Genomic DNA, 25729 nt, shown 5'->3' with positions numbered 1-25729 from the left:
TCTGATCGCCCGACACCCGCCAGGCAACTCTTCTTTCGCGGCCCGCTTTTGCGGGCCGTTCTTCTTTCTGGACTCTCCATGAACACTTCTACATTGGTCGTAGCAGACTGGTACGCACCACTTCGGTCGCTTGTGAGCCTCGGCGCACAGGACCCGGGTGTTTCGAATCACGGCGAGTTACACGCCGCACGTCAGCGTCACCTCGGGCAGTTCTTCACGTCCGACGCGATCGCTGCATTCATGTGGCGATTCGTCAGCGGCTTCGAACCGAAACGGCGTGTGAGCATCCTCGACAACTCGGTGGGGTCCGCCCGGCTGCTGCAGTTTGCAGATCCCGAGCGCCATACCCTATTTGGTGTGGACGTTCACGCCGAAGCGGTCGATGTTGTTCAGGCAACCGTCGAGGCTGCGGGATTCGAGTGCACGTTCCGCCGTGCGGGTATGGAGGATATCGATCCAGGCTCGTTTGATGTGGCCTTGATCAATCCGCCATTTTCCATCCACCTCGAATCGCCGCATCTGAAGGGTCTCCCGGGCACGACCTGGGGACGGTACGGGCCGAACACCAGTGCGCTGAGTCACGAGTACGCGCTCCAGCAGGCGCTGAGCGCGGCAAACATCGTTGTCGCGCTTCTTCCGCTTTCAACGGCGGAAGCGATCGCGGGTGCGGTGTATGAGTACGAGTCACCGTTCTACAAGGCGTCTCGAAGGCTCGCGGGCTTCTTCGAGATGCCCGCAAACGCGTTCAGTGACGAAGGCGCGAACGTTCGCACGGCGGTGCTGGTGTTTGACCGCTATCGCGACAAGCCTGCTGATCTGGTTCGTCAGGAAATCGTTGACCTGGATTCAGCTGTGTGTGACCTCGGGCTTCATTTCGAGGAGCGCAGTTACGCGAAGCCACGCCTGAATCTTCAAACGCTCGATGACTCGACGCCGGCGATTACGCTGCCGGTTACCGGAGATGGCTCGGTGCGGATCAGCCACGATGGCCGTCGCATACGGCTCGGGTTCCGGTGCGGATTCACGCAGGCGATGGTGTTGAACAGCGTGCTCGATCGCCGGATTTACTCGAAAGAAGGGCATCGGTTGCCACGCGGTTTTCGCTACGCCGGGCAGGGGATGCTGGACCTCGAAACCTATCTGGTGCAGGAAAACCCGTTCGATGCGCTTTCCCGGCTGCTTGAGAGGATCGAAGTCGCGGGAGGAAAGCCGGAGTTTGCACCGGGCTTCGTCCAGCACTTCACCCAACGTGCCCGGCGTTCGGGCCGCCAGGCGGTTCCCTTGCGTCATGAGGTGTTTACAACTGGAGCCGGTTCAGCCGCGGCGGTAATCGGCGGCGCCCGCGCGACACATAAGGTCGATCCAGCAAAGTGGGGCAGTCCGCTCATCAAGGCTGGAGACGAGGTGTCCTTTGTACGGGATGACGACGGACGCTACCGGTACACCCTGAAAGGCATCAACTACTGGTTGTCCGTAGACGAACTCAACGCGCGTTTCGCCGTTGAGAACGTCTCGGAAGGCTGGGAAGTTGTGCACGAGGGGTTGGGCGTGAAGTATCCGCAGCACGCACAGTTGCTCCGCACGCAGATGCAGCGCCTCGGTATCGATCAGTGGCTCGACTGGGATTTCCAGCAGGATGATCTGATCGAGACCTTGATGAAACCCCAAGGCTGCGTCGTTGCATGGGAGCAGGCATGCGGGAAGTCGCGTCTGGCAGTGGCGCTGATTCTGCTTTCAGGAGTCAGGCACGGCCTCATCGTGGTCGAAGCCCGGTTGATCGCGGAAATGCTGGCTGAGATGGCGCAGTTGCCAATCGACCAGCGGGACGTGAAGGTCATCGACGGTGTCGAGGATCTGGACGATCTGCGTCGCATCAACCTTGTTTCATACGAGCGCCTGCGCATGCCGGTAGACCGGGCTGTTTCGGCCCGCGTGACCTACGCGCACCGTCTGCGACGACGTATTGGCCTGCTTGTTGCCGACGAGGGCGAGCGTCTTGCCAATCCGACCAGCGACCAGAGCCGCGCGCTGTGGCAACTGTCGGCGAGGAAGCGCTATGTGCTCACCGGTAGTCCGATCCCGAACTATCCCCGCGACGCCTTCGGTCTGATCGCGTTTACGGGAGGGGATGGGACGGCCGCCCAGCCGTACGGGTACCGCCGCGGCTATCTCGAACGGAACTGGATCAATTCGGTCGAGGAAGCGATGCGTGGAGTCGACCGGTTCCGGGATGACTTCGTGGTACTCGAGTGGGTGACGTGGCAGTTCGCCGAGAGTCTGCAGGAGGGCGCCAAGCGGGAGGTTCCCAAGATCGGCAATCTTCACCTGTACCGGGCGATGCTTGCCTCGCACGTGAAGCGCAGGCTTGTCTGCGAACCCGACGTATCGCGTTACATCAGGATCGATCCGCCCGAGGTTACGGTACACACGGTGGAGTGGGATCCGGAACACCTTGCGACGTATCTGAAGGCGGCCGACGAATTTGCGGACTGGTACCGGAATGGCCGGGGAGATGGCAAGGCATGCAACCTTGTCACCATCCTCGCGCGCATCCGGGCGGTGCATTTCGCCGCCAACTATCCTCAATACGGGATCGAGGGCGTCCCGCGCCTGGCCGGAATCACGACCAAGCAGCAGGCTGTGATTGACCGGATGCGCGAGATCGCGGCGCAAGGCAGGCAGGCCATCCTGTTCGCCGAAAATCCTGGTGTGCTCAATCTGGTCGCAGCAGCGCTGGATACCGAGAGCGTCGATACGGTGCTGTTCCACGGCGAGATTCCGATTAAAAAACGGGTGGCTGACAAGGACCGGCGCTTTATCACCGGACTTGCGACCGGTCTGCTGGCAACGAAGGCATCGGGCAGGGCAGGCTACAACCTGCCCAACGCTGACTACGTGCTGTTTTATGACCGCTCGTGGACATGGCGCATTGAGTATCAGGCAATGCGGCGTGCACTTCGCTGGAACCGCAAGGGCGTCCTGCAGGTGGAGTACTTCCATCTACCTGGCAGCATCGATGAGTATCAGGACCAGATGGTTGCGCACAAGCGGGATTCCATGCAGGCGGGACTCGACTGGGCAACACCTGAGCTGGAAGACGACACATTCCTGCACATGGATTCGTTGCTCGATCGCTTCGTCGACGATCTGGCGAGGCTGAACGACCAGACTTCCGCGGATATGCGGAAACTTTTAAAGGAGGCAGCATGAGGAAGTCGAACGTCACGGTGGCCGTCGGCGACGGTGTGGTAACCGTGAAGCGCGAAGGAACGCGCGTTGCGGTGTTGGCCAGCGTTCTCGGCCGGGTCGAGCGGGACGGAATCGAAGTTCTCTGTCTTGACCGGCTTGTGCACGAGAGCTACGAGAGCGAGTTGTCTGGCTGGAACGTATCGGGTGCGGTCACGACGATGTTGTCGCGACTCATCGGACAGAGCGCCACTCAGCAGACGTAATGGTGGGGGCGCAGTCTCGCCCCAGATTTGTGCAGTAGCAGGCCCGGTCGATATGACCGGGCTTTCTTTTGGCAAAAGCTGGATGAATTTCCCGCGCTTTACGGCTTAACCGGCCCGTACCCTGGCGGTATTGTTCTCCTATCAACCGCGTCTCTGACGCATCGAAACCGCCGGCATGCCCGGCAATCTGCTGTTCAACCCCATCGGGAACCACTCCCGATCGGGAGCAGGTTCCCCTTCTGGAGAACCTGTGATGCAACAACCTACCATTACCCTCAAGCACATCAAGCTCGGCCGCAACCCGCGTACCTACTTCGATCCGAAGAAGATGGCGGAGCTCACCGAGTCCATCCGTGCTCGCGGCGTCGATACGCCCGTCATTGTTCGCCCGTTGAATGATGTCGATTTTGAACTGATCGCGGGTGGACGCCGATATCGCGCTGCGATGGAGGCCCACGGCGATGAGTATCCGATGCCGGTGGTGATTCGCGACGTCGACGACGTCGAGGCGCGGACCATCGCCCTGACCGAAAACATCCAGCGCGACGACCTGTCGCCTTCCGAGGAAGCAATCGATGCAGCCGAGATGCTCGGGCTGCACGGCGGCGATCGCGATGTTGTCGCGAAAATCCTCGGTTGGTCACGTACCACGCTGGACAGCCGTCTCGCACTAATGAACTGCTCGCAGGCAGTTCTGGAGGCGCTCAATACGCGGCAGATCAACCTCGGTCACGCCGAGCTGCTCGCCGCACTGTCGAAGGAAAATCAGGACAAGGTCCTGCCCGTCGTCGTCGCGGAGAAGCGCTCGGTCACCGATGTTCGCAAGCTGGTTGAATCGGCGTCGTGTGCGCTGGCCTCAGCCATTTTCGACAAGGCGGATTGCGCGGGATGCCCGCACAACTCGTCCACGCAGGCGCAGATGTTCGGTGAGGCAATTGGCACCGGCAACTGTACGAATCGAACCTGCTTTAACGAGAAGACCGAAAAGCAGCTTGAGGCCATCGCGGTGCCGTTGCGTGATGAGTTTCAGGTGGTGCGAATCGTTCGCGCGGGCGACAACAATACCCGCGTGCAACTTGCTGTCGACGGGCCGAAGGGCGTCGGGGCTGGAACAGGCGAAAGCCTGTCATGCCTGCGCGAACTACGGCGCCGCCGTGAGCGGACTGCCCGACTCGCTGGGCAAGGTGTTTCGCGGGCAATGCTTCCACACGGTCTGCAACATGAAGATGGTCGGCAAGCGCATCCAGGGTGAGAAAGCTGCAGCTCAACCTGAGAAGCCGGCGGCCGAAAAGGGCAAACCGGCAGCGAAGAGCGCTGCAGGTTCGTCCGCGAGCGCCTCGACTTCAACCAATCCATCGGTCACGGTCGTCGCCGAATCCGAGAAGGTGAAAGCCTATCGGGTGAAGCTCTGGCGTAAGGCGCTGCGTGCTGACATCGGCATGAATCATGAACTGGCTCGCCAGTATCTGATCGCCATTGTGCTCAGTGGTTACGCGCGTCAGATCGATGATGCCGTTTTCCGCAAGCTGTTCGGGCGGCTCACCGAATCGGAACGCCGGTGAGCAACCTGCCCAAGGCTGTCGAAGCCGCGCAGGCGGTCAGTGAAGAGGCTCAGGCGAACCTGATGATCGGGATGCTGTTTTCCGCGATCGACGGGCTTGATGTCACCTACCTGACGCAACTGTGCAAGACGCACAAGCTGGACCTGAAAAAGCACTGGAAGCTCGACAAGGAGTTTCTGGAGCTGATCACCAAGTCCGAAATGATGGTACTCGCTGACGAACTCGGCATTCGTGCCGCGCTCGGCGAGGGCTTCAAGAAGGTCTTCGCGAAGTCCAAGCCAGAGGTCATCGAGGCACTGCTCAACGTCGAAGATTTCGACTACGCGGGCAAGCTGCCAAAGGTCCTCAAGTTCTGACTCGTCGTGACGCGTGAGCGTCGCCAATCCACCCTTCATACGCCGCGTTCACGCGGCGTTCTTCTTTCCTTGAGGTATTCATGTTCCAACAACTCGAAGCGCTGGTGCGAGCCAGCGGCAAGCTTCAACTCACCCTGAAAATGGACAGCGACCGCATGGCAGTGGTCGTGGTGCCGTCAGGTGAGGGCAAGGAAGCTGCATTGCGCCAGCCGCTGATCCTGAGCGGCACACCGGCTGAACTCGATGAGGGCTTCATCGAGGCGATTCGTTCGTATTCGGCGGCACATGCGTCGTTGTCCGAGCAGGTGTCGGTCACGGCAGCGATTTTGCAGGAAGCGGAAAAGAGCCTTTCGTCGAAAGCCCAGAAGGCCCTCAAGGGCCCGAAGGCGCCGGCGAAGGAGGCCACAGGACCGGTCGAGGGAGACGACGATGACGACGATGCGGACGACACCCGTTCCGAAGCATCTGCGCCTTCGACTACTCCCGAGCCTGCCGCGGAGAATTCCAGCGGCACCGATCTTTTCGCCTTGATTTCCTGAGGTCAGCCATGTCCATTTCCATCTCGAAGCTGGTTCGCGAATTCGCCTACAACGAAGTGAAGTTCGTGGACCCTGGTCCGACGTTCTCTCCCGACGAAGTACGCGATCTGTACTCCGCCCAATACCCGGAATTGACCACGGCCGCAATCGAAGGCCCGGTCTATGACGGCGAAACTGCCCGCTACACGTTTCGGCGTGCGGCAGGCGCGAAGGGCAGCGATGCGTAAGCGAGACCTTCTGATGGCTCTGTCCGGTGAGACGAGCCACTCTTCCAATGAACCGCCCGAGAGGGCGGTTTTTTTTCATGACAAGGAGATCGAGCAATGTTCTTCGATCCTCGCCCGGATGGTGAAGAAGTCGCTATCAGCGGAGTCGACTGGCAACCAGCACGCCGTTCCGTTGCCCGACGTGGACCTGCCGATGGTTTTCTGACGCTGCCTGACATGTCCAGATGCGTGCCGGTCACGGCGCGCCTCCGATGGCAGGAAGAGCGGGAGATCGTGAAGCTGGTCGAGAGTCATTTCGAGGCAGGGCCGCTGCGGGCTGCGGACGTGCCCGAATTTACCGGTGCTGGCAATGCGATGGCCAGGGCGCTCTTCGCCTGGTTCAAGCGCCAGTGCGGCAGGCAAAACCGGGTGAGGTTCAGGCCCGTGCTGCTTGATATCAACGCGGTGCAGGAGCAGATCCAGTACCAGTACCAGTACGACGCGAGGGAGTTCACGCCGACCTCTCCCCTGTATCTGGGGTTTGAGACGCCTGAAGACTACGTTTATATCGTCGACGGGGCTCAGACGTTCCAGGCAGCGCATCCGCGCCTGCTTCAGACGGCGCTGATCCTCATCAATCGCGCGGCGGGTCGCACGCTCAGGATGCGCACGCCCGATGACTTCCTGGGGATGTTCGCCCAGTGGTTCTGGGATGGTCACGAGAGCTGTACCGATGAGGAAGCCGCGGAGGTTCTCGCGGATCGCTTCGGTGAGGATCCCGAGGAGTTTCAGGCGTACCTGCCGTCAGTGGTCCGGGAGGAACTTTGCCCGGCGCATATGGAGGTTGGACGCTATAACCCGAAGCGGTTCAGCTGGATGCCGTTTCCTGCGCTCGGTATCGCGAAGCTGCGCGTACTGCAGCGCACGCATTCGGGCCGGGTGCGGCGTCTGTGTGTCGAACTCGAGCGGCTGACGTTGCTGCTCGCGAAAGCCGGCAAAAGGCGGCTGTTTGACTATGCGTACACCCCGGAGACGGTCTACCACGCAACGACGGTCGCCGCGGAAGAAGAGCACCTCGGCGACCTGCTTGATACCCACTACGAGTATTTCAACAGCGGCGGAGACGGATCGCTTTTCCACGGATTCATCGGTCTTGCAACCTCGCCTGACGCTATACGCAAGCAGTACGCGGATCTGTCGTTGGGACTTTCCATTCTTCAGCAGGTCGATCGCGTTGTCGCGTTGATCACCCGCTTACCCAGGAAGTTCTGATGAATGACGCAATTCTTCTTTCAAGCGGGCGCCACGACGAGGTTTGTATGTCGGGCGCGATTCTCCTCTACTCGCGTCCCCAGGGCGATCCACTCTACGCAACGGTGCACGGCGTCACCCATAACGGGAAACGCGCGGTAATCGGTGCGGGACGTCCTGTCGACCGGCAAGCGTTGTTCGAGGCGCTGGACTCGCTGGCCGAACGCTGTGCGCTCAAGGGACAGTTCCTGCCTGAGACGGTGCTCGCTATCGATCAGACGGCAGTCACCTGGTGGTGTCCGCCAGCCATGCGCCGTGTGTTCTTCGACTGCGCGGAGCTTGGCAACGTCAGCGCGGTGGTGCCGCATCCGGGTCTGGTCTTTCAGGCGCGCAACACGGGGTTTTACGTGTTCGCACTGGACGGCACGACGCGCCCGACACCGCAAACGGCGCTATACGAACCGCCCTATTTCAACACGTGGGACCGGGGCAGCATCTGCATCGGAACCGCGCGTGTGCCCGATCGCGTTGATGTTGCGTCGATTGCGGGTTGGGAGAGCGGCTTTTTTGAATCGGCATTCACCCACCCCAACGCGGGCGGCAAGCGTGTCAAACATCCGCGAGGCGAATTCGCGTTCTGGAAGGAAATGCTGGCCGGGCAATTCGGCGAGCAGTTCCCCCTGCAATGTCTCGTACCCATGAAACAGACCCTCGACGATCTGATCGCCCGAGGCCCTGGAGCCTGAAATGAATCTTGTTGATATGACGTTGCAGCGTTCGTTTCCGACGGTGATGGTGCCGCGTAACGAGGCCGCTGCTGAAATGGAAACGTCGGGTGAGCGCCTCCTCATCGCTGAAAACGGCGTGTTCCTCGAAATCCGGCGCAGCTGGATCAACCTGGTCCGCCAGGTTGCCCGGTTCACGGTTCGCACCGCGGTGCCGTACGGCCGCGTCGTCGAATCGACGAAGCTGTCGTTCGACCGCATTCCGCCCGATCTTGTCGGCCAGTTCGCGGTGATGGCCCGCAAGGCGTTTCCCAACGAAACCGGAGCATGGATCGTCTGGAGCGCCACGACGCAGGCCTTCCGGCTTGCGCCGGTGCGGATCATTTCTCACAGTGGCGGTTCGCTCAGGTATGAGCCGCCTGCACTCGTGGGAGATGAGGTGCTGGTCGTGGATTGTCATTCCCATGGCAAACATCCGGCCTATTTCTCGAGCACGGATAACGAGGACGACCGTCACGACGTGAAGATGGCGCTCGTGATTGGCAATTGCGACCGCTCGAATCCGAGCATCGCCGCTCGCCTGTGCGCAAAGGGGATCTTCGAGGAAACGGAACGTGTGCCGCAAGCCTGGTATCAGGCGGTATGGGCTACGGAGGCTGTATGACGGAAAGTCTCGTTCATCAGCCTCCAGGTCATATGCGGGAGCGGCCGTGGCGCATCATCGTGGTCGGAGCCGGCGGCACCGGCAGTGCCGTGCTACCGAATCTGGCACGCCTGCATCACGCGATGCTCGAACTGGGCCACCCCGGTGGCATCGAGTGCACGGTGTACGACGACGATGTCGTTAGCCCGACGAACGTAGGGCGGCAGGGCTTTTACCCTGCTGATGTCGGGTGCCACAAGGCTTCGTTGATCGTGAACCGGCTGAATATGCTCATGGGCACGAACTGGCGCGCTCAAACGCAACGCCTCACAAGCCGCACTCCGATCTACAACGTCGATCTCGTGATCGGCTGCGTGGATACGCGTGCGGCCCGAAAGGCGATTCTGGACTCAATCGAGCACACCAGCACGTACTACCTCGATTGCGGTAACGACACCGATCGGGGACAGGTCATTCTTGGGCAGATGATGCCCAAGGCTTCCCGAAAGTCCTGCCCGCACCGGTTGCCGCATGTTGGCGATCTGTTCCCTGAGCTCATCGACCCGTCGAAAGATGCGCAGGACGAAACGCCATCCTGTTCCATGGCCGACGCACTGCGCAAGCAGTCGCTGGTCATCAACTCGGCCATTGCAGTGCAGGCCTTCAATCTTCTCTGGACCCTGTTTCGCACTGGCACCTTGAAGTATTCGGGCGTGTTCGTGAACCTTGCCACGGGGCGAACGAACCCGATTCCGATTGACCCTGCTGCATGGGCGCGCTTCGGATACGAAGCACCCAAACCAAAGGAAAAGAAGGCTCGCAAGAGCCGGAAATCCACGGCCGCAGCATAACCGCGCCGCTTCCTGTACCAGGGAGCGGCGTTTTTCGCTATACACCGGTGCTCCCTCGGGATCGCCACATTCCACTTACGGGTTCTAGCATGAAAAAAGACGTACTGATTCAACTGAAATCCTTCCAGAGCATGGCAATCCTGTTCTGGAGCAAGCGCGTGCATGCGCTCTGGCCGCTGGTCGTCGTGTTCGCCTGGCAGCATCTTGCTCCGGCAGGCAGCTGGCCGGCGTTGCAGGCGCATTCGCGCGTCCTGTCATATGAGATGTCGGCGCCGAATCTCGGCAAGACGCTGGCTGTTGCACTGGGCGGTATCTGCTTGCTGCTCGTTGCCCGGACATTGGCCGAACGCAAACAGGGTTCGGCGTGGGAATGGGTCGTGCGTGGCTTGCGCTCGCTTCTGGTGGGGCACGCCTTTCCGAAGTTCGCCGTGCTTGCCGTTGCGCTTTTCGGAGCCTGCGCCGGCTTTGGCGTCGAGGGTGTCGAATTCGGGGCGCTCTTCCTGTTCTGGATGTATTTCATCGTGTCGTGCGTACATTCATTCGTGATGTTCGCTGACATGCCAGCACGATAGCAGTCGTGATGGCCGCCCCTCACGGGCGGCTTTTTCTTCTTCCCCAGCGGGTAGCAGCCCGTTTGGGGCTGCTCCGCATTTACAAATCGGAGCTGAAAATGGGTGCAACTGTTATTACCGGCAAGCGTGCTGCCGCGTTCCACAAGGCGGACGGCGAACTGGCGTATGTTCTCTTTGAACGGACCTATGAGAAGAACGTCGTCCCGCACCACGATCGATGGAGCGCTGTGGCGTTTGGCTCTCGCGAGGCAGTACTGCGCCGGGTCTTCGCACATGCCGCTGCGTGCTGCGGCGGCATACTGCAAAGCCGCTCGGGCGACATCAAGCCGGAGAACTTCATTGAGGCCTGGAAGCGCGAACTTGCGCATCCGGTACCGTTTGACGACACGCAGATCAGGCTGGAAATCGCGAAGTCGTTTTCTGCCGCGATTCCTGTTGAAAAAGCAGAGGAGGCGCGGCTGGCGATGATCCGTTCCGGCTTCGAGAAACAGTACGACGGGATCGTGAAGGGTGGATTTATAGCCTCCCTGCACGCTGACGCCGATCTGCTCCTCGCGCTATACGGCGAGGGACACGTTCTCGCGCCGTGGCGGATTTTCGACGCGGGGGACTGTCGTACCGTGCCGTTTCAGGTGCCGGTTCCAAAGGCGGCGAAGGATCCACTTGCCGCAATGCCGAAGGTGCGGTGCCTCGCTGTGGACTCTTCAAACCTGTTGATGGCGATCGGCTCGATGCCGTGGCGCGAGTCCGGATGGGCCTATTCGGCGCTTCAGGATTTCGTGACCGATGTCGCCTATGCGCGCGAACTGGAGTTCCCAGGGTTTGCCGCGAAGGCGATTCCAATTGTGCGTGAGGCACTCAGGGATCCGGAGCCAGTGCCCGGCGAGACCAATGTCACCGTGCGCCGCGACGCATCCAGTGGCGCCTGGCACAGGCGGTCGGCTGATGAGCTGGCGCAACGGCTCGGCCACGCGGCAGAAGGGGCGCAGGCGCCCGAAGAGTTCTCGTTTCGGTTTTCTCAGCTGTCTGGAGAACATGAACGGGCTCTGAAATACAAGCTGTGCTCGCTCGACGCATCCCAGGTGCATTGGGATGTGCCGGCGGTGGCGACCGCAATCGAGACGGCTGACCTGGCGTCCCAGTTCGAACTTTGCCTTGCGTAGTCTGTGTTGTTGCGGCAATCGCCGCGTCTCTTAAACCAGCGCCGCCCCTCAAACGGGCGGCGCTTTTTTTTTCGTCCGTCACGCCGTCAAAAGGCAAGCTCGATCTGGCGGGGTAGTGCGGCCGCAACCTCATCAATTGCCCTCGTAGACGGGCTGGAGACCCGAGCGGCGAGTCGGTCGCACGCAGGCGCACTGTCTTTCCACTCGACGCGGCCGAGGTCCGCATGTACCAGTACGCGCGGCCCGGTATGGCCGATGAGATCAAGATGGCGGGCGACGGCCAGCGCACATGCAACGCTGTCTTTCCCGCCGCTGACCCCGATCGCAACGACGGAGTCTGAATCGAGTAGCGCATCAACTTCGGGCGTGCTGGTCACGAAGCGCGTGACGCTGGCGACCCGGAATCCGATTTTATGGCGGAGCGTCGAAAGGTCGATGATCTGAGAGGGCATGGCGTGTCGAAGTGAGCTGGGTGATTCTGATTCATCTTCGCAGATGCCACGAGAAGTCAAGCTTCGTTACCGCGCGGACGCGTGAGATGAAAGCGCTATGGTTTTCGGGAGGTTTCCGAGGTCCGCGGTCTGTTAATACCCATAGACTGGAGTCATTCCCCGCGCTTTTGCGCATCGACTGAACACTCCGGCGTGCTGGAGTGCTTGAACCTTTGACCGGCAAATGCCGGTCCTCCACGACGGGCCAAACCCGTCTGACCCTGTTGGGAGCACCCCAACGGGACCGGCTCCCGCTTTAAGAGGAGCCGTTCCATGTCATATCGCAAACAGGCAGGTGCAATTGCCTCGCTTAACCTCGGGTTGACCGTTGCCGTTCTCGCTGCAACGGGTTGTGCACTTGTCATTTTCGGCTGCGTGTTTGAGGCGAGGTGGCAACTCGACTTGATGCATGCTGGCGGCCGTGCTGCTCTCGATGCCTATACGGATCGGGTCGCTTCACACCAGCTTTCGTTTGCAGCGTTTTTGGTTGAGTCCGTCACTGGACGCTGCTATGCGCGTAGCGCATTGCTTCAGGGTGTCGGCTTCTGGTTCATCTTCGTAATCGCACCGGTAGTGGCCGGATTCGTCGGTTTCGTTCGTTGGGCTTCGGCTCGTGAACGACGCGCATATCAGCAGCTTCGCCTCGCTGTCGCTCACTGAATTCCCCTTTTCTTTCTTTCCCGTCAGGGCAACCATCCTGACGGGACGGTTGCCCTTCATCTCGTTGAGGCAATCATGTTCAAGTTCATCGTCAGCATCGCTCTTGTTTCCCTGCTCTCCGCCTGCGCCGGCGTGGATTTCGGTTCGCCGGATACCTACCAGCGCTCTGACGTTCAACGAGCGGGAACCCTTGAGCAGGGCACCATCGTTCGCGTGCGCAACATCACGATTGAAGCCAGTTCGGATAACTCCGGACTGACGACACTCATCAGCGCGGGCGTGGGCGCGTTTCTCGGAACCCGTGTCATCGGCAACGGTAACGGCCGCTATATCGCGGGCGCGATGACCGGCGCCGCGTCTGGGTTCATCACGCAGAAGATCTCGACTGGCTTATCGCATCACGCGGGCCTCGAGATCGTCGTGCGCACCGATGCCGGCCGCATGCTGGTCGTCACGCAGCCCGACGATCAAAGGTTCGTGCCAGGCGATCACGTGTTGCTGGTATCGAGCAACTCCGGTCTGCGCGTGACGCACTAAAGCGGTCTTCTTCGCCGGCAGTCGCCGGCATTCACCTGCATAGCGAGGTCTTCCGAAAGGAAGCCTCGCTTTTTTCTTTTCCAGAGGCATTCATGAAAATCCCCAAGGTGTTCTACGCCGATCGCCGCAGTGCGGGTGTCGCAACGGACGCCGCCATCACCGATCACGCGACGCGCATGCTGCGTCGTGTTGCGCGCGATCTCAGGCTACGCTCCGGCGAGCACGAGATCGTTGCCGAACCCTCACGCCGTGGCTGCGGCTGTCGGGTCACCCTCCGAACGCCGTCTGTCATGCTGGAAGTTGCAGATTCTCCCTCGCGGCGATCTGTGGCTGTCTCGTTCCGAACGCGACGCGGTCGGGTCGATCTGTCGGGCGGCGGCGATAACGCGGTCTCGCTCGAGCAACTCACTTCCCGCGAGGGATATGACGCACTGCTCGGCGGGCTGCGGCTGGCTGGTGGGCTGGACAACGAACGGCGATAGGAGTTGCGATGGAAATCGTCGATATCTTTGTCGAATATGCCTCGGGCATGACGATCACGGACCGCGCGACGTTCGTTGAAGACCTGCAGGTCGTGCAGCCGTCAGAAAGACTGGCTGCGATCCTTCGGGAGTTCAGTGCGTCTGAAGCTCCGCCTGTGGTCTCGGCGATGCTTAATGGCGGACCGGTTCGACTCGATGCCCGCGTCGACGGCAGCTTTTCGGTGACACCGGCCAGGCTTGAGCAGAAAAAGCCCCGAACGGGGTTCATTTCAGCCCATGTCGGCCACGCGTGGACGAAAGACCAGCGCCAGCAGTTCGGGCGCTTCGCTCATACGCTGTCGGCGGCGTCGATCGTCGGCGCCGTTGGTTATTGGCACTCAACGCAGGTCTGGACCTTCACAGCGGTCTTTGACGTGGCCATATTGTTTGTATGGTTTGTGCTACTCTTTTATGCAGGCATGGACACCATGAACGGAGAATGACCATGGGTTTCGGACTATTCGTGACGGCTATTGGGGTGCTTGTATGTGGCTACGGCATGTACATGAGCAACCTTGGCCGGAAAGCGGATCGCGAACGTCGGCATCCTCGCGTTCCGCACTAGGCAACACCTGACTTCGGGCCACCATCGACGGTGGCCCGACCATTTTAAAAGGCCGCTCCTTCGGGGGCGGCTTTTCTGTTTCTGGAGTCTCCATGTCCGATGTTCTCGATTTGCCGGTCGCGCTCGCGTCCGCCCCGTTTGATCCCGTTGGTAAGACCGTTTCGGAAGTGGTGCGCCAGGTTGAGCAGGCGCTCCGAAAGACCGAGATCGAGCCCGAGTGGGTGTCGCTCGCCAACCACTTTGGCGATGCTGACGAGGCGGCCTATGGTCTGCGCCCGTCGTCTCCGTGGCCGGAGACCTCGGTCCGGCGTCGGCGCGTGAGCCTGTCGGTCGAACGCGGTACCTCGGAAGGCTGGATCGTGCAGACCGATTTCGTCCAGTTCGTTGAACAGGGCGAAGGCGGATTCTGGCGCTCGCTACCGCTCATGCGTATCAAGACTCGCTCGCGCTCACAGGCGTGGGCGGTCGCAGCCGTTGTCGCGCGTCTGCTCGACATCGACTGAACCCAGCTGTTTCTTTCCCGATCCGGGGCAGCTGCCCCGATGGGTGGTTGCCCTTTCTCCATTCTGATAGGCATCTACCCATGTACACACTCTCGTTTCCCGGTGAAGCCCTTGAGTTGACGACCCTCATCGAAGTTTTCCAGCTGTTTCTCAACGACGCCCGCTTAAGCGCGAGCGAAACTGCCGACGTGCAACTGTCGCGCAATGGCGAGCCGCTCAAAGTCACGCGCTACAACGGCGTCCTCACGCTGCGGCAGCCCGGTGCCGCGTCGGAAATCTTCTCCGCGATGCTCGAGGAGGTCTACGCGGCGTGGTTCTCACGCGAAGGTATCCGCCTTCAGCCGTGGGAAGTCCGCCCCAGCCAATGGGACCTCTATTTCGCATTGCTGGATCTCGCGAAGAAGCCGGCGTTGCTGCTGTCCTCGGACCAGCTCGAACGGGAGTGGGAAGTTGCAGCGACGCGCGGCGAGCGGTTCGATCTTTCGATACTGTGCGGCCAGCTTGCGAAAGCCCGGTTTGGCTTTGCCGCCGAAGGGCCGCGTGTGCCAGACTCGGGCCAGACGAACGGGCGGCATGAAGTGCATGTGGCATATGCGCTGGCGGCGAATCTTCCTGTGCCGGCCGCAGTTCTCGCCGACTATGCGCAGGACAGGGCGCGGTTCCGGTTCGACCTGGAATGGGCGACGGTGCTGCTGGATGTCCCGGAATTCCGCGGCTCGAGGCCGGAGTGCAAGCTGCGCCATCTGGCACGCATCATCCGGCGCGAGGGCTTGAAGGTGACGCCCGACATGGCCGCTGCCTTGGTCGTCGCCATGCAGTGTCTGCCGGACGACGCGGACCCTGTGATAGTTGACGACATGCTGTTCAACCGTGGTCTGCTCGACCCGCTGCCGCTGCCGGAGAAATACCAGCAACCGGTCGATGTTGGCACGCCTGTTTCGGATCTTGCCTCACGTGTGCGCGAGCTGCTGTCGGTTACGCAGCGTGACCGGGAACTGGAGCGGCTTGAGAAGGCGAAGAGCACTGGCCAGATGAGTCGAAGGCAGTACGAGCTCGGACGGCAGATCACGCTACTCGAGCACGGGCGCTGGACATTCGACTGGCCGAACCGCTTTGCCGGTGCCGTGACTGGCCCGGACGTCGGCATGCTGCTAGACGTTCTGGACACAGCCGATGAGGATAACCTGTGCTGCAAGCAGGCAATCAGGGAAGTGTGCGACGTTAAGCTGCGCGGTCTCGGTCCGGTCGCCCGCCGGCGAGCGATCTTCGCGTTGTGTGGCTATGATGAAGCGGCACAGGCCGAGTGCGAAGCGCGCATCGCCAAAGGCCGGGAGCATGCCCGAAACGAGCGCGACGCCCGTTACGCAAAGGAGAAGGCCGCACGCACCAGGTTCACGGGTGCCGACGGCCTGATCGTGAATGGCGCGCAGCACGTCGACGCGCTCATCGCCAACGGCTTTTCGGAAATCCGCAGCTATCCGCGTGGTGCCAGCAGGATCTACATGCTGGTTCATCCGCAGCGCAGCGAAGGGTACACCGTGAAGGCCAAGGATGGCACGCTCGACTATGCACGCTCGGTCCTCCGGGCGGCAACCTGATTGAGACGTTTCTTTTGAACCTGAACCAGCCGGCGCTCACGCGTCGGCTTTTTTTTCGTCCCTGCCATGGCATCCAAACTCAAAGCGGGATCGAAATTCGCATCTTTCCAGGCAAAGCTGGTCCGCACGAGGCCTAGACTGGCAGTTATCACCCGCGTCCATGACGCATCGAGCCGCCGGATTCCGGCACTTTCCTTTGCCCCTTGGGACCACGTCCCATTGGGAGCGGTTCGTGGGGCGCACCTGTGAGGCATCCCATGAATCAACCGATCCCAGTAGAAGCATCTCCAGACGTCACGAAAGCAGCGATCGAGGCGGCCATTAACGTGTGGCGCAACCGCTCGCCAGCGCCGCAAGGCAATGACGAGCCGCTGGTTCTTTGCCAGCAGGCGCGTGCGCTCGCCGACGTGTACGGTCTGATGATCGTCGGTCGTCACGCGAGTGTGCCGGCATCGTCGCTCTCGGCGGCACAGCTGAACGCGCTGCAAACCGCCTTCGCGTAATACCCGTTACCTTTTTCTGCGTCGTCTGACGCATCGAACCGCCGCATCGCGGCACCTCAACCTTTCCCACAGGGACACGTCCCTGTGGGTGACGTTCCTTGCGGGTTTCCTTTGTGAGAACCCTCATGAACGCACGTGTCAATGCCGCAGCATCTGTCGCCGCCAGTCAGCCCGCAGCCAATCAGGTCACTGCACCGCAGCTGACGCACCTGCTCACGGCCTATGTTCCGGCCCGTCTGCCGGTGCTCATCACCGGCCGTCCTGGTATCGGCAAGAGCGACATCGTGGAACAGGTTGCGCGAGCAACCGGTCACGCTCTGCTCATCAGCCATCCGGTGGTCGAAGACCCGACCGACTCGAAAGGCCTGCCGTTTCCGTCTGTCGACGGCAGGACGGCGCATCACCTTCCGTTCGGCGATCTCGAACTGGCCGTGAACAGCACGACGCCCCTGATCTGGTTTCTGGATGATCTGGGTCAGGCATCGCCGGCGGTTCAGGCGGCCAAGATGCAACTGCTGCTCGCGCGGCGAATCGGCAGTCATGTGCTGCCCGATCACGTCACGTTTGTTGCGGCGACCAACCGGCGCAGCGACAACGCTGGCGTCACGGGCATCCTCGACCCGGTTATCTCGCGATTCGCGACGGTCGTGCAGCTGATCTCAACGATCCAGGACTGGTCGGCATGGGCGGTACGTCACAACGTGCCGGCCGAGCTGATTGCGTTCCTGCGTTTCCGCCCGGACCTGCTCTCCGTGCAGAAGACCACGCGTGATATCGAAAACTCGCCGAGCCCGCGCAGCTGGGGCTTTCTGGGCAAGACGATGAAGGTGGTGCCGAAGTCGCTTGAACTGATCTCATACGCGGGGTCGGTCGGAGAGTCTGCGGCGACCGAGCTGCTCGCGTTCCTGGGTATCTATCGCGAGTTGCCGTCGCCCGATGCGATCCTGCTGTCGCCGGACACGGCGATGATTCCCGAGACGCCGGCGGCGCTCTTCGCGGTGAGCACGGCGCTGGCGGCACACGCAACCGAAGGCAACTTCGACCGCGTGCTGACGTACAACGACCGGCTGATCGACGCGGGTCACCGCGAATTCGGCGCGTTACTCGCCCGGGATGCCATCCGGCGCACGCCGGAACTGCAGAACACGCACGCATTTATCCGTGCGCAGGGCGGTCCGCTCGGCGAAATCATCCGGGGCTGATCGTCCCGTCTTTCCTGCTTCATCCGTTGTCCTTTCTCGCCACGGCCCGCTTGCGCGCGCTGTGGCTTTTTTCTTTCCGCTTCATCCATTCATTTAATTCTTCTGGAGTCTTTCCATGAACCTCACCGATATCAAATCGAAAGTCATGCTCTCGTCCGTCACGATTTCCGCGTGGCAGGCCCGTTGTTTCGACGAAAAGGCCACCGAGGAAGTCGAGAAATCCCATGAGGCGAAAGGCATTGGTCGCTTTAACAAGCGCCTGATGCCCGAGCATGCGCCGAGCTACAAGGAAGTGGTGTCGATCGGCAATCGCATCCGCGCGTACTACTACGACCATTCGCTGAAGTACGACCAGCTGGGCGTGCGTCTGCTGCCGACGATGGTCTACATGGACTTCGCCGACCACATGCGCAAGCTGAAAGACGAGTTTGATCTGGCCGTGTCGGTCTTCCTGACGGATTATCTGGACCTGAAGGAAAAGGCCCGCGCCGAGCTGAATGGTCTCTTCAACGAGGCGGACTATCCGAGCCTCGCGCAGATGTCGGGAAAGTTCGGTATCAAGATGGCCGTGCTGCCGTTTCCCGACCCCAGCCAGTTTGGAATCGAACTGCCGGACGATGTCCTGTCCGGTTTGCGCTCCGAGATCGACCAGCATGTCCTGGCCTCGATCTCGACGGCGAACAACGATCTGGTGGGCCGTCTGTACGAGGCCACGTCGAAGCTGGCTGACCGGCTGTATGCGGTCGGCAATGTGCGCCTCGATGTGACCAACCAGGTGCGCGAACTCTGTGAGTTGCTGCCGAAGCTGAATTTCAGCAACGATCCGAAACTCACGCACATCCTCGACCAGGCCAAGAAGCACCTTGCGGTTCATACCGGTGCGGATCTGAAGGAGTCGCGTGTGCTGCGCTCGCAGGTCGCTGCCAAGGCCCAGGAAATCGAGGGGCTGATGGCGGCGTTCATGGGCGGCACGCCGGAGCCGATGATCGACCCGGCGCCGGTGTTGCAGGAACAGACACCGCTTCTGCGACTCGTCGCCTGAGGTGGCCATGGATCCGCGTATCTCGAAGCAGCGCACCGCGCTTGTGCTGGACCAGCCGTTTTTCGGCGCGCTGGCCCTGCGCCTGAAGGTCATCGAGGATCCGTCCTGCACGACGTTCTGGACGGACTCGGTGTCGATCGGCTACAACCCGACGTATCTTGCAAGCCTGAACGATCTGGAAACGCGCGGAGTGCTGGCCCATGAGGTCCTGCACGTGGCCAATGGCCACTGCTGGCGTCAGGGCGATCGCGATTCCGACCTGTGGAATGACGCGTGCGATCACGCGATCAATCCGATCATCGTCGATGCCGGCATGCTGTTGCCAAAAGGCGTGCTGATGGATGCACGCTTTCGTGGCATGTCGGCCGAGGAGATCTACGGCATCCTCGCGCAGGAGAAGCGGCAGAAGCAGAAGCAGCAGGGGGAAGGGCAGAAGGATGGTGGCAAACCGGGAGGGCAGTCTGGCCAGCAGGCAGGCGATCCGCCCGGGGGCAGCAGCCCGCCGCAATCCGCGAACGGCGCGAACACACCGTCCGAGGGCTCTGACCCCGCTGCGTCTGCCGATACCGCTCCCTCCTGTGGCGAGGTCCGTCAGTACGCGGCCGACGACCGGGCGAAGCAGGAAGCCGAATGGAAGGTTGCCGTGCATCAGGCCGCGAAAGCGGCCCAGATGCGCGGCGGCATGCCAGGTGCCCTGCAGGGGATGATCGCGCAGGCGGTCGAACCGGCTGTCGACTGGCGTGCGATCCTGCATCGCTTTGCGCAGGAATCGTCGCCAACCGACTACAGCTTCGCGATGCCGAACCGTCGCTATCTGCACATGCGTCTGTATCTGCCGTCGCTGCACGAGCCGGCTGTAGGCGATGGCGTGTTCGTGCGCGATGCCAGCGGCTCGGTGTGGGACGAAACGCAGGCGCAGTTCGCGGCGGAAATCCTTGCCGTGAACGACGCGGTGCGCCCGCGCCGGCTGATCGTGATGGACTGCGACACGCGCGTGACCCAGGTGCAGACCTTCGAACGTGGCGAAGCGGTCGAACTGCTGCCGGTGCTGGGTGGTGGCGGCACCTCGTTCGTTGATCCGTTCAGACGACTCGCGCACGAAGGCATTCATCCTGCCTTCCTGGTTTATCTCACCGATATGGATGGTGCCTTTCCAGGCGAGGAGCCTGCTTACCCCGTGCTGTGGGCGTCCACGACGCCGCTCAAACGGGCAAGGCAGGCACCGTTCGGCGAAATGGTGGAAGTGATCTGTTAGCGGGCATTTTGTGTGCCCATCCCCTGAACCAAGCCCGGCTATTGCAGCCGGGTTTTTTTTGCCCAGGCGAATCAGTCGAAGAGGTCGGCCTGCACGTATTGCGTGCTGGAGCGCTTGAGCTTCGGTTCCGGTTCCGGCTCGGAGTTCTGCCCGATGCGGAAGAAGTCTGGATCGACGCCGGCATTCCTGGCCGCGCGAAGCCAGTCCGGCATGTCGCCCAGACCGTTCCAGTCGTTGCCTTTCGCGTCGCGGTATTTCGGCTGGTTATCGAGGTCGTGCTGGATGGACGCGGCGAGCGCATCGGGCGTGATGCCAAACTCATCCATGCGTCGACGGATCCAGATAATGAGCCGCTCGCGTGCCTCGCCGTCGGCGATTTTTCCCTTCATTGCCATGCTTGCTGGTTTGAGTGTGCGGGAAGTATAGCGGTGCACAGAAAAAAGCCCGCGCAGTGGCGGGCTGAATCCATATCAGGAGGAGACATGGAGGAGACGCAGATCAGTATAAACCCTTATCAGCGGAACGCAAGGAGGTTGTTGCACCTTCTCCACTACGCCCGCTTGCGGATCACACGATCGAACGACTCACCCGAGACGAACCTGTCGAGCCGGTCGCTCGCGTCGGCAACCGCCCACAATGGCGCGCGCTGCAACTGGTAGTCGTAGGTCGAAGCAATCACGGCAAAGCGCGCCGCGGCCGCGTCGTCCAGCTGCCATTCGCCCGAGGCCCTGCCGCGATCGAACGCACCCGAAATGTCCGCTTCGGCCTGCTGCATCTGCTCGAAGGTGGCTTCACCGTAGCCGGCCTCAGCCAGAAAGCCCGTCAGGATCATCGTCTGCGTGAGCGTCTGTGCGGCATGGACGTTACCGCATCCGCGACTCAGCGCGTCGAGCGCGACATGCACGCGCAGTGCAAGGTCGTCGGCGCTTGCCCGGGGCATCGACAGCAGCAGTGTGCGGTTCTTGCGCGCGCGGGCGGCCTGGGGACTCTGCCGGAACGAAATGGTCTTTGCCATGGGGGTCTGGTGGTTATATGTCGGGGTCTGGTTGTGCGTGCACTCAATATCGGCGTCTTCGACGATTAATCAAGAGGCACAACGGGGCGAAAGCTATACGATTTTCTGGAGCTTTCCGGGTTAAGCCCCTCAACCGGCTGAACTGGATGATCTCCGGCTGCGCTCTGGTGATGTTCGACTGAAGAGGCGGTGTGGGTGGTGATGTTCGGCTGCAGGGGCACATGTGGGATTCGGCGAAAGCTGGCCGATTTGGCGGCTCTTTCGGTCCGACGGCACCGTCTGCAGCTTGAACAATAGCAGCATGACCGATGCTGCCGAAAACCCCCTGCTCAAGGTGCGCCCGCTTGAAGAAAGCGCGGTGCGAATGTTCTTCGAGTCGCTCAAGGCGATCCGCGAGCCGCTCAAAGCGCCCGACGTGTCCGAAATCATGATCAATGATTTCAACAACGTGTGGGTCGAACAGCGTGGCCGGATGCGCCGGCTGGATATTTCGCTGAACCAGGCCACGCTCCAGGGCGCCATCCACGCGCTCGCCGCGTCGGTGGAAAAGTCGGCGCACGCCGGCACCGCCCAGGGAATTATCAACGCGGGTCACAACAACCTGCGGATCGCGGCGGTCATGCGGCCGACGTCCATCGACGGGGACGCACTCTCGATCCGCAAGCACCGCGACAAGAACCTGACGCTAAACGACTACGTCAGCATGGGCGCCTTCTCCCTCGAGAACGCCCGCAAGGAAGTGGAGCACAACTTTTTCCCGGCTGGTGCGCAGGATGCCGCGCTTCGCGACGCACTGGCCGCGATGGTGCGCGCACGCCGCAACGTGCTGGTCGCCGGCGGCACGTCCTCGGGAAAGACGACGTTCCTGAATGCGTTGAACGGGGAAATTCCTGAGGACGAACGGGTGATCACCATCGAGGACACGATGGAACTGAAGGTCACCGCGCCCAACCGCGTCCGGCTGCTTTCCAATGCCGACGCAGAAGTCACGACGCAACTGCTCGTGGCGCTCTGTCTTCGCTTCCGGCCCGATCGGATCATCGTCGGGGAAGTGCGCGGCGGGGAAGCCTACCACTTCATTCAGGCACTGAGCACCGGCCACGACGGCGGCATGGGATCGATACACGCCAACGATGCGCGCGGCGGTCTGAGCCGTCTGGAGAGTCTGGCGATGCTCGGCATTCCGGCCGGTAGCCGCTGGGAACTCGCTGACATGCGCAAGGCCGTCGCCGACTGTTTCCACTACGTCGTGCACATGAAACGCACCGGCGAGCTGCGCCATATCTCGGAGATCGTCGAGATCAAGGGATTCAGGGACGGGGACTACATCCTCAAACGTGTTTTTTAACTCAATGGAGCAGTGATGACGAAGCACCTTCAAACGAGCCTCGCCCGACTGCGGGACGGCGGCCGCAATCTGGCAGTCCGGCTCTTCAGCCGCAAGGAAATCCGCACGACGCTGATCGCGGCAGGCCTGGCCGGGTTCACACCGATGGCATCGGCCGTCGATATGACGGACCTCGGTCCCGCAGCAGACGTGATCTGTCTGATTTCGTCGTATGTGAGCGGTCCGTGGCTGTACTGCATCGGCATCGTGCTGATCATCATCGGTGCCGTGGCGATCGCGAATTCGGAAAGCAGCATCGGCAAGATGATTTCCTCGGTACTGGTCGGTCTGGGTCTCGCGGCGTGCGCGATCCCGATCGTCAAGGATCACCTCAAGATCAATTACACGTGTGCGTAAGCCCACGCGTGTGAGCCGGTCGCTGTCGCTGCCCCGCCAGATGGGTGGCGCTGACCGGGGACTGGCCATTGCGAACGGAACGCTGACCGCGCTGCTTTGCTACAGCAGCATGACGCCGACCTTTCTCGTCGTTGGCATCGCTGTTCACTGGCTCCTGCGGTGGAAGACGTCGCGCGACCCCTGGTGGAAAGAGGTGCTCGTCGTCTACAACCGATACCCGGATATTCACGAGCCTGACGTATCGGCCAGGTTCGCCGCCCGGTTCAAGCGGCCATATGGATTTGATCAGGACCTGCCATGCTGAAAAAGAAGTTGACGCTCAAGCGTCGACCGGTTCAGGAAATCGCGCCGTGGGCGACCATGGTGACGCCCGAGCTCGTCCTCGACAAGGATGGGTCGCTTCTAAGCGTCTATACGTTTGAAGGGGTCGATGCAGACAGTCCAAACGCGGCAGATATCTCCGCTGCGCGGGACAACCTCGACCACGCCTGCAAGAACTTCGATCACCGGGTGACGGCGTGGTGGCGACTGTCGCATCGCCGCGTGCGAGGCCAGATCGACGGCGAGTTCGCCTCGAGTGTCGACGCACGCGTCGACGCGATCAACCGGTCCACCGTCAGCAGCGGGAAATTTTTCCGCAACGCGCATTCCCTCGCGCTTGCGTATACGCCGGAAACCGGCATCAACAAGGTTTTTGAGAAGATCGGCTATCACATGACGGTCGGCGGCAAGCCGGTGCCGCTCGCAATACTCGAGACGATCAAGGATCTCGTCCTCGCGCGAAGCGCATTCGCGTTTGACATCGCAAGGCTCACTTCGGATATCAAGCGCTTCGAGTCGGTACTCGACGGATTCAAGGGCGGCGTTTCGCGCCTGAAAATGAAACGCCTGCAGTTGCAGAACGCCCTCGGCTTTCTCCATCAGACCGCGAACCCGTCGGTGCCGCCGCGCCGTGTGCGCTACCCGGTCACGATGCTCGACACGCATCTCACCGAGACGGTTGTGACCTACGGCGCCGAGCACCTGATGTTCGAGTCCGCATACGGCACGCGCTACGCGAAGATCATCGGCGTCAAGGAATGGATGGGGTTTCAGGAGGCCGCGCTTGACGTGCTCGCCCAGGTCGATGCCGAGCTCGATATCTGCGTGATGTTCAGGTTCCTCGATACGAACAAGGCGCAGGCCTACATCGAGAAAATCCGCAAGTTCTACAAGGTCGCCGCGTTCAACCCGATGGCGATCCTGAAAGCCTATTTTGCCAAGGAAGAGCAGAAGAACGACGAGGGCCGCGAGCGGCTCGCCGACGAGGCAGCGAAGGCGCTGGGCAAACTGGTCGCGGACGGCCAGCAGTATGGTTTTGCGAACATCTCGGTGATCGTCTATGGCGACACCGTTGAAGAATGTGACGATGCGACCCGCGAAGTGGTCGGCAAGATCGGTAACGCCGGGTTTGGCGTCATCCTTGAAAAGGACAATCTGGCGGCATCGTGGGCCACGACGCTGCCGGGGCGCTGGGACCAGCAGAAGCGACTGCAGTTTGTCGAGACGCCCGCCGTCTCCGATATCGCGCCGCTGCGTGGCGTATCCGAGGGACCGGTGGTGAATGACTGGCTGACGCAGCAGTCGGGTGAGAGGACCGGGCCGCTGACGATGCTGCCGACGCGCCACAAGACGCTCCAGCGCGTGAGCCTGCATCACCCGGGTGGGAAGTCGCACACGCTCGTCATCGGCCCGATCGGCGCGGGCAAGTCGGTGTTTCTCAACTTCCTGGTCTCGCAGGCGGGCAGGCACAAGGCGCGGCGCATCCGGTTCGACAAGGACCGCTCAACGCGCATCCCGACCGTGCTTGCGAACGGAAAATTCATTGATGCGACGGGGCGCTTCGAGGCGGCTACCTCGGTCAATCCGCTTTCACTGCTCCACGACAAGAGGCACTACCCCTATGTCGCCGAGTGGGTTCAGATGGCAATCGAGGATGACGATTTCCGCTGCACGCCGCAGCAGCAACGGGTCATCTTCGAGCGGGTGAGCACGCTTGGCGAGGGCTACGGCCCCGAGTTCTGGACGCTGTCCTTCCTGAACACGCTGCTGCCTGTCGAGCTGCGCGAGCGCCTGGCCGTCTGGACCCAGGGCGAGAAGAACGGCCGCTTCTTCGATCACCTCGAGGACGCGTTCTCGCTGTCGGACGACATCTCGATCGAGATGGGCGATCTGTTCCAGAACTTCCCGGTCGCAGCGGCTCTCTTCATGGACTATGCGTTCTACCGGATCTCGCAATGGCTCGACGGCAAGCGCTACACCATCATCGAGGTCGAGGAATGCGGCTTCTTCTTCCAGTATGAGCGCTTTTACCAGCGCCTTGAAGTCTGGGCCGTGACGATCCGGAAACTGAACGCAACCCTGCTGCTGGCGACGCAATCGCTCGCTCAGATAGCCCGGATCAAGAACTTCGAGATTCTCAAGGAAAACATTCCGAACATCTTCTACCTGCCGAACAGGGACGCGCGCAACAACCCTCACCTGTATTGCGATGTGTTCGGCCTGACGAAGGATCAGGTCGACATGATCGCGGACGCGGTACCCAACCGCGACTACCTGTGGGTGACACCCGATCAAACCCGGATGCTGCAGACCAGCTTCCCGAAAGAGACGCTCGCGGTGCTGCGCTCGGACGGGCGCGCGCAGGCCATTCTTGACAGGCACTACACCTCTGGCTCGCCCAACTGGCGCGAAGCCTATTTGCAGGAAATGCTGACTCTCGACTGACGAGGAA

The 25729-nt window shown here is 61.3% G+C and carries 27 protein-coding genes and 1 pseudogene; 25 read left to right on the top strand and 3 right to left on the bottom strand.

Annotated elements, in window-relative coordinates:
* The first annotated feature begins 78 nt into the window (after positions 1 to 78).
* The 11 genes and pseudogenes from B0G77_RS39930 (at position 79) to B0G77_RS39880 (ending at position 11320) form a co-directional block, all read left to right on the top strand.
* Positions 79 to 3210, top strand: coding sequence for an SNF2-related protein (locus B0G77_RS39930; RefSeq protein ID WP_133667364.1), 3132 nt, complete (start codon positions 79 to 81; stop codon positions 3208 to 3210).
* Complete coding sequence (locus B0G77_RS39925; protein WP_133667363.1) at positions 3207 to 3452, top strand: hypothetical protein; 246 nt, start codon at positions 3207 to 3209, stop codon at positions 3450 to 3452. The genes B0G77_RS39930 and B0G77_RS39925 overlap by 4 nt, the downstream gene beginning before the upstream one ends.
* A gap of 253 nt (positions 3453 to 3705) precedes the next feature.
* Positions 3706 to 5370, top strand: a pseudogene (locus tag B0G77_RS39920) (PRTRC system ParB family protein).
* Between the two features lie 80 nt (positions 5371 to 5450).
* Positions 5451 to 5909: a PRTRC system protein E gene (locus B0G77_RS39915; protein ID WP_133667362.1), complete on the top strand. Its 459-nt coding sequence runs from the start codon at positions 5451 to 5453 to the stop codon at positions 5907 to 5909.
* Positions 5910 to 5917: 8 nt separating this feature from the next.
* Positions 5918 to 6136: a PRTRC system protein C gene (locus B0G77_RS39910; RefSeq protein WP_133667361.1), complete on the top strand. Its 219-nt coding sequence runs from the start codon at positions 5918 to 5920 to the stop codon at positions 6134 to 6136.
* Between the two features lie 96 nt (positions 6137 to 6232).
* Entirely contained in the window at positions 6233 to 7387 is a 1155-nt protein-coding gene (locus B0G77_RS39905; RefSeq protein ID WP_133667360.1) for a PRTRC system protein F, read from the top strand.
* Positions 7387 to 8112: a PRTRC system protein B gene (locus B0G77_RS39900; RefSeq protein ID WP_133667359.1), complete on the top strand. Its 726-nt coding sequence runs from the start codon at positions 7387 to 7389 to the stop codon at positions 8110 to 8112. Before B0G77_RS39905 ends, B0G77_RS39900 begins: the two co-directional genes overlap by 1 nt.
* Before the next feature lies 1 nt (position 8113).
* Positions 8114 to 8755: a PRTRC system protein A gene (locus tag B0G77_RS39895; protein WP_133667358.1), complete on the top strand. Its 642-nt coding sequence runs from the start codon at positions 8114 to 8116 to the stop codon at positions 8753 to 8755.
* Positions 8752 to 9585: a PRTRC system ThiF family protein gene (locus B0G77_RS39890; protein ID WP_133667357.1), complete on the top strand. Its 834-nt coding sequence runs from the start codon at positions 8752 to 8754 to the stop codon at positions 9583 to 9585. The genes B0G77_RS39895 and B0G77_RS39890 overlap by 4 nt, the downstream gene beginning before the upstream one ends.
* Positions 9586 to 9674: 89 nt before the next feature.
* Entirely contained in the window at positions 9675 to 10157 is a 483-nt protein-coding gene (locus B0G77_RS39885; RefSeq protein WP_133667356.1) for a hypothetical protein, read from the top strand.
* Between the two features lie 98 nt (positions 10158 to 10255).
* The gene (locus tag B0G77_RS39880; protein WP_133667355.1) at positions 10256 to 11320 is read left to right on the top strand and encodes a hypothetical protein; all 1065 of its coding nucleotides are present in this window, start codon (positions 10256 to 10258) and stop codon (positions 11318 to 11320) included.
* Positions 11321 to 11406: 86 nt separating this feature from the next.
* Here the strand turns inward: B0G77_RS39880 and B0G77_RS39875 are convergent, their stop codons facing one another.
* Complete coding sequence (locus B0G77_RS39875; protein WP_243751481.1) at positions 11407 to 11772, bottom strand: hypothetical protein; 366 nt, start codon at positions 11770 to 11772, stop codon at positions 11407 to 11409.
* A 312-nt stretch (positions 11773 to 12084) separates the two neighbouring features.
* Between B0G77_RS39875 and B0G77_RS39870 the strand changes: the two genes are divergently transcribed.
* The 10 genes from B0G77_RS39870 (at position 12085) to B0G77_RS39825 (ending at position 20197) form a co-directional block, all read left to right on the top strand.
* On the top strand, positions 12085 to 12471 hold the full coding sequence (locus B0G77_RS39870) for a hypothetical protein (RefSeq protein ID WP_133667354.1): 387 nt from the start codon (positions 12085 to 12087) through the stop codon (positions 12469 to 12471).
* A 75-nt stretch (positions 12472 to 12546) separates the two neighbouring features.
* Positions 12547 to 13008 carry a glycine zipper 2TM domain-containing protein gene (locus B0G77_RS39865; RefSeq protein ID WP_133667353.1) on the top strand — a complete coding sequence of 154 codons (462 nt, stop codon included), beginning with the start codon at positions 12547 to 12549 and terminating at the stop codon, positions 13006 to 13008.
* Positions 13009 to 13100: 92 nt separating this feature from the next.
* The gene (locus B0G77_RS39860) at positions 13101 to 13490 is read left to right on the top strand and encodes a hypothetical protein (RefSeq protein ID WP_133667352.1); all 390 of its coding nucleotides are present in this window, start codon (positions 13101 to 13103) and stop codon (positions 13488 to 13490) included.
* Between the two features lie 8 nt (positions 13491 to 13498).
* The gene (locus B0G77_RS39855) at positions 13499 to 13972 is read left to right on the top strand and encodes a hypothetical protein (RefSeq protein WP_133667351.1); all 474 of its coding nucleotides are present in this window, start codon (positions 13499 to 13501) and stop codon (positions 13970 to 13972) included.
* 214 nt (positions 13973 to 14186) lie between these two features.
* Entirely contained in the window at positions 14187 to 14597 is a 411-nt protein-coding gene (locus tag B0G77_RS39850; protein WP_133667350.1) for a hypothetical protein, read from the top strand.
* Positions 14598 to 14677: 80 nt separating this feature from the next.
* Entirely contained in the window at positions 14678 to 16195 is a 1518-nt protein-coding gene (locus B0G77_RS39845) for a hypothetical protein (RefSeq protein ID WP_133667349.1), read from the top strand.
* A 257-nt stretch (positions 16196 to 16452) separates the two neighbouring features.
* On the top strand, positions 16453 to 16698 hold the full coding sequence (locus B0G77_RS39840) for a DUF3717 domain-containing protein (protein ID WP_133667348.1): 246 nt from the start codon (positions 16453 to 16455) through the stop codon (positions 16696 to 16698).
* A 125-nt stretch (positions 16699 to 16823) separates the two neighbouring features.
* On the top strand, positions 16824 to 17900 hold the full coding sequence (locus B0G77_RS39835; protein ID WP_133667347.1) for an ATP-binding protein: 1077 nt from the start codon (positions 16824 to 16826) through the stop codon (positions 17898 to 17900).
* 115 nt (positions 17901 to 18015) lie between these two features.
* Positions 18016 to 18942, top strand: a complete 927-nt coding sequence (locus B0G77_RS39830) for a hypothetical protein (RefSeq protein ID WP_133667346.1) — start codon at positions 18016 to 18018, stop codon at positions 18940 to 18942.
* Between the two features lie 7 nt (positions 18943 to 18949).
* A complete protein-coding gene (locus tag B0G77_RS39825) occupies positions 18950 to 20197 on the top strand; it encodes a VWA-like domain-containing protein (RefSeq protein WP_133667345.1) in 1248 nt (415 codons plus the stop codon).
* Between the two features lie 71 nt (positions 20198 to 20268).
* On the opposite strand, the gene B0G77_RS39820 is transcribed toward B0G77_RS39825, so the two are convergent.
* Positions 20269 to 20586, bottom strand: coding sequence for an H-NS family nucleoid-associated regulatory protein (locus B0G77_RS39820; RefSeq protein ID WP_133667344.1), 318 nt, complete (start codon positions 20584 to 20586; stop codon positions 20269 to 20271).
* A 161-nt stretch (positions 20587 to 20747) separates the two neighbouring features.
* The gene (locus B0G77_RS39815) at positions 20748 to 21212 is read right to left on the bottom strand and encodes a hypothetical protein (protein ID WP_133667343.1); all 465 of its coding nucleotides are present in this window, start codon (positions 21210 to 21212) and stop codon (positions 20748 to 20750) included.
* 301 nt (positions 21213 to 21513) lie between these two features.
* Between B0G77_RS39815 and B0G77_RS39810 the strand changes: the two genes are divergently transcribed.
* The 4 genes from B0G77_RS39810 to B0G77_RS39795 are packed head-to-tail and all read left to right on the top strand — an operon-like array spanning position 21514 to position 25722.
* The gene (locus tag B0G77_RS39810; RefSeq protein ID WP_133667342.1) at positions 21514 to 22560 is read left to right on the top strand and encodes an ATPase, T2SS/T4P/T4SS family; all 1047 of its coding nucleotides are present in this window, start codon (positions 21514 to 21516) and stop codon (positions 22558 to 22560) included.
* A gap of 15 nt (positions 22561 to 22575) precedes the next feature.
* Positions 22576 to 22956, top strand: a complete 381-nt coding sequence (locus tag B0G77_RS39805) for a conjugal transfer protein TrbC (protein WP_133667341.1) — start codon at positions 22576 to 22578, stop codon at positions 22954 to 22956.
* Positions 22949 to 23260, top strand: a complete 312-nt coding sequence (locus B0G77_RS39800; RefSeq protein ID WP_133667340.1) for a VirB3 family type IV secretion system protein — start codon at positions 22949 to 22951, stop codon at positions 23258 to 23260. Before B0G77_RS39805 ends, B0G77_RS39800 begins: the two co-directional genes overlap by 8 nt.
* Positions 23254 to 25722, top strand: coding sequence for a VirB4 family type IV secretion system protein (locus B0G77_RS39795; RefSeq protein ID WP_133667339.1), 2469 nt, complete (start codon positions 23254 to 23256; stop codon positions 25720 to 25722). The genes B0G77_RS39800 and B0G77_RS39795 overlap by 7 nt, the downstream gene beginning before the upstream one ends.
* Positions 25723 to 25729 lie beyond the last annotated feature (7 nt).

Origin of the sequence: Paraburkholderia sp. BL10I2N1 (assembly GCF_004361815.1) — a bacterium.
Classification (GTDB): domain Bacteria; phylum Pseudomonadota; class Gammaproteobacteria; order Burkholderiales; family Burkholderiaceae; genus Paraburkholderia.
This window is presented reverse-complemented; position numbering and strand designations above follow the sequence as displayed.

What these genes read in the sequence shown, in the direction of transcription:
- B0G77_RS39930 (WP_133667364.1), top strand. Translation starts at nt 79, where the DNA reads ATGAACACTTCTACATTGGTCGTAGCAGACTGGTACGCACCACTTCGG.
- B0G77_RS39925 (WP_133667363.1), top strand. Translation starts at nt 3,207, where the DNA reads ATGAGGAAGTCGAACGTCACGGTGGCCGTCGGCGACGGTGTGGTAACC.
- B0G77_RS39915 (WP_133667362.1), top strand. Translation starts at nt 5,451, where the DNA reads ATGTTCCAACAACTCGAAGCGCTGGTGCGAGCCAGCGGCAAGCTTCAA.
- B0G77_RS39910 (WP_133667361.1), top strand. Translation starts at nt 5,918, where the DNA reads ATGTCCATTTCCATCTCGAAGCTGGTTCGCGAATTCGCCTACAACGAA.
- B0G77_RS39905 (WP_133667360.1), top strand. Translation starts at nt 6,233, where the DNA reads ATGTTCTTCGATCCTCGCCCGGATGGTGAAGAAGTCGCTATCAGCGGA.
- B0G77_RS39900 (WP_133667359.1), top strand. Translation starts at nt 7,387, where the DNA reads ATGAATGACGCAATTCTTCTTTCAAGCGGGCGCCACGACGAGGTTTGT.
- B0G77_RS39895 (WP_133667358.1), top strand. Translation starts at nt 8,114, where the DNA reads ATGAATCTTGTTGATATGACGTTGCAGCGTTCGTTTCCGACGGTGATG.
- B0G77_RS39890 (WP_133667357.1), top strand. Translation starts at nt 8,752, where the DNA reads ATGACGGAAAGTCTCGTTCATCAGCCTCCAGGTCATATGCGGGAGCGG.
- B0G77_RS39885 (WP_133667356.1), top strand. Translation starts at nt 9,675, where the DNA reads ATGAAAAAAGACGTACTGATTCAACTGAAATCCTTCCAGAGCATGGCA.
- B0G77_RS39880 (WP_133667355.1), top strand. Translation starts at nt 10,256, where the DNA reads ATGGGTGCAACTGTTATTACCGGCAAGCGTGCTGCCGCGTTCCACAAG.
- B0G77_RS39875 (WP_243751481.1), bottom strand. Translation starts at nt 11,772, where the DNA reads ATGCCCTCTCAGATCATCGACCTTTCGACGCTCCGCCATAAAATCGGA.
- B0G77_RS39870 (WP_133667354.1), top strand. Translation starts at nt 12,085, where the DNA reads ATGTCATATCGCAAACAGGCAGGTGCAATTGCCTCGCTTAACCTCGGG.
- B0G77_RS39865 (WP_133667353.1), top strand. Translation starts at nt 12,547, where the DNA reads ATGTTCAAGTTCATCGTCAGCATCGCTCTTGTTTCCCTGCTCTCCGCC.
- B0G77_RS39860 (WP_133667352.1), top strand. Translation starts at nt 13,101, where the DNA reads ATGAAAATCCCCAAGGTGTTCTACGCCGATCGCCGCAGTGCGGGTGTC.
- B0G77_RS39855 (WP_133667351.1), top strand. Translation starts at nt 13,499, where the DNA reads ATGGAAATCGTCGATATCTTTGTCGAATATGCCTCGGGCATGACGATC.
- B0G77_RS39850 (WP_133667350.1), top strand. Translation starts at nt 14,187, where the DNA reads ATGTCCGATGTTCTCGATTTGCCGGTCGCGCTCGCGTCCGCCCCGTTT.
- B0G77_RS39845 (WP_133667349.1), top strand. Translation starts at nt 14,678, where the DNA reads ATGTACACACTCTCGTTTCCCGGTGAAGCCCTTGAGTTGACGACCCTC.
- B0G77_RS39840 (WP_133667348.1), top strand. Translation starts at nt 16,453, where the DNA reads ATGAATCAACCGATCCCAGTAGAAGCATCTCCAGACGTCACGAAAGCA.
- B0G77_RS39835 (WP_133667347.1), top strand. Translation starts at nt 16,824, where the DNA reads ATGAACGCACGTGTCAATGCCGCAGCATCTGTCGCCGCCAGTCAGCCC.
- B0G77_RS39830 (WP_133667346.1), top strand. Translation starts at nt 18,016, where the DNA reads ATGAACCTCACCGATATCAAATCGAAAGTCATGCTCTCGTCCGTCACG.
- B0G77_RS39825 (WP_133667345.1), top strand. Translation starts at nt 18,950, where the DNA reads ATGGATCCGCGTATCTCGAAGCAGCGCACCGCGCTTGTGCTGGACCAG.
- B0G77_RS39820 (WP_133667344.1), bottom strand. Translation starts at nt 20,586, where the DNA reads ATGAAGGGAAAAATCGCCGACGGCGAGGCACGCGAGCGGCTCATTATC.
- B0G77_RS39815 (WP_133667343.1), bottom strand. Translation starts at nt 21,212, where the DNA reads ATGGCAAAGACCATTTCGTTCCGGCAGAGTCCCCAGGCCGCCCGCGCG.
- B0G77_RS39810 (WP_133667342.1), top strand. Translation starts at nt 21,514, where the DNA reads ATGACCGATGCTGCCGAAAACCCCCTGCTCAAGGTGCGCCCGCTTGAA.
- B0G77_RS39805 (WP_133667341.1), top strand. Translation starts at nt 22,576, where the DNA reads ATGACGAAGCACCTTCAAACGAGCCTCGCCCGACTGCGGGACGGCGGC.
- B0G77_RS39795 (WP_133667339.1), top strand. Translation starts at nt 23,254, where the DNA reads ATGCTGAAAAAGAAGTTGACGCTCAAGCGTCGACCGGTTCAGGAAATC.